A 1,424-nucleotide genomic window follows, 5' to 3' on the forward strand; every position below is an offset into this window, starting at 1 on the left:
TCGAACCTGAGGCCTGGCTGACGGATCGTAGGCTGCGCATGTCCGATGCTATATGCCGCCTGGCGCGCGCGGCAAGGACCGGTGCGATCCCCGGTGGCTCCATCGAGGACGGCAACTTGAAAATCGACCGGCTGACCGCGGCGGTTCCCGAGGAAGCCGACGCCCTGGTGCTCGATCTCTATGGCCGCCTGCCGGAAATCAGGGTCACGGATCTTCTGTTGGAGGTGGACGATGAGACCGGCTTCACCGAAGCCTTTACCCATCTGCGCACCGGCGCGCCATGCAAGGACCGGATCGGCCTGCTGAATGTGCTGCTGGCCGAGGGCCTGAACCTCGGCCTCAGCAAAATGGCCGGGGCCACGAACACGCACGACTTCTTCCAGCTTTCCCGCCTCTCGCGATGGCATGTGGAAAGCGAGGCGATGGCGCGCGCCCTGGCCATGGTGATCGAAGGGCAGTCCGCACTGCCGATGGCGCGCTTCTGGGGCGCCGGCCAGACCGCGTCGAGCGACGGCCAGTTCTTCCCGACGACACGTCAGGGCGAGGCGATGAACGTAATCAACGCCAGGTACGGCCATGAACCCGGGCTGAAAGCCTACACCCACGTCTCCGACCAGTTCAGTCCCTTCGCCACACAGACCATCCCGGCCACGGTGAACGAAGCGCCCTACATCCTGGACGGGCTGCTGATGACCGATGCCGGCCAGAAGATCCGCGAGCAGTACGCTGATACCGGCGGCTTCACCGACCACGTCTTCGCCGTCACCGCGCTGCTGGGGTTCCAGTTCATTCCCCGCATCCGCGACCTGCCGTCCAAGCGCCTCTACCTCTTCGATCCGGCAGCCTGCCCGAAAGAACTGAAGGGGCTGATCGGCGGTAAGATCAGACAATCCCTCATCGCCTCGAACTGGCCCGATATCCTGCGCAGCGTGGCGACCATGGCGTCAGGGGCGATGTCTCCCAGCCAGCTTTTGCGGAAGTTCGCATCCTACCCCCGACAGCATGAGCTGGCCGTGACCTTGCGGGAAATCGGACGGGTCGAGCGGACACTCTTCATCATCGACTGGCTGCTTGATGCCGACATGCAACGCCGCGCACAGGTCGGGCTCAACAAAGGCGAGGCCCATCACGCGTTGAAAAACGCCCTACGCATCGGCCGTCAGGGTGAAATCCGCGATCGCACCTCCGAGGGCCAGCACTTCCGGATGGCCGGGCTGAACCTCCTCGCCGCCATCGTCATCTATTGGAACACCAAGCATCTCGGCCAAGCCGTCACCAGTCGCCGGCGCGAAGGCCTGGACTGCTTACCCAACCTCCTCGCCCACATCTCGCCCCTCGGCTGGGCACATATCCTGCTCACGGGGGAGTACAGGTGGCCGAAAAGGGCTTAGCGTAGGATCCTGCCCCCTCCGGCATCAGACCCC

General features: G+C 64.3%; 1 protein-coding gene. It reads left to right on the forward strand.

Annotated elements, in window-relative coordinates; translation table 11 throughout:
* On the forward strand, positions 1-1,391 hold a 1,391-nt coding region (locus tag KNW02_RS20540), incomplete at its 5' end, for a Tn3 family transposase (RefSeq protein WP_216035032.1).
* Between the last annotated feature and the right edge of the window lie 33 nt (positions 1,392-1,424).

Origin of the sequence: Paracoccus marinaquae, from assembly GCF_018860165.1 — a bacterium.
Taxonomy (GTDB): domain Bacteria; phylum Pseudomonadota; class Alphaproteobacteria; order Rhodobacterales; family Rhodobacteraceae; genus Paracoccus; species Paracoccus marinaquae.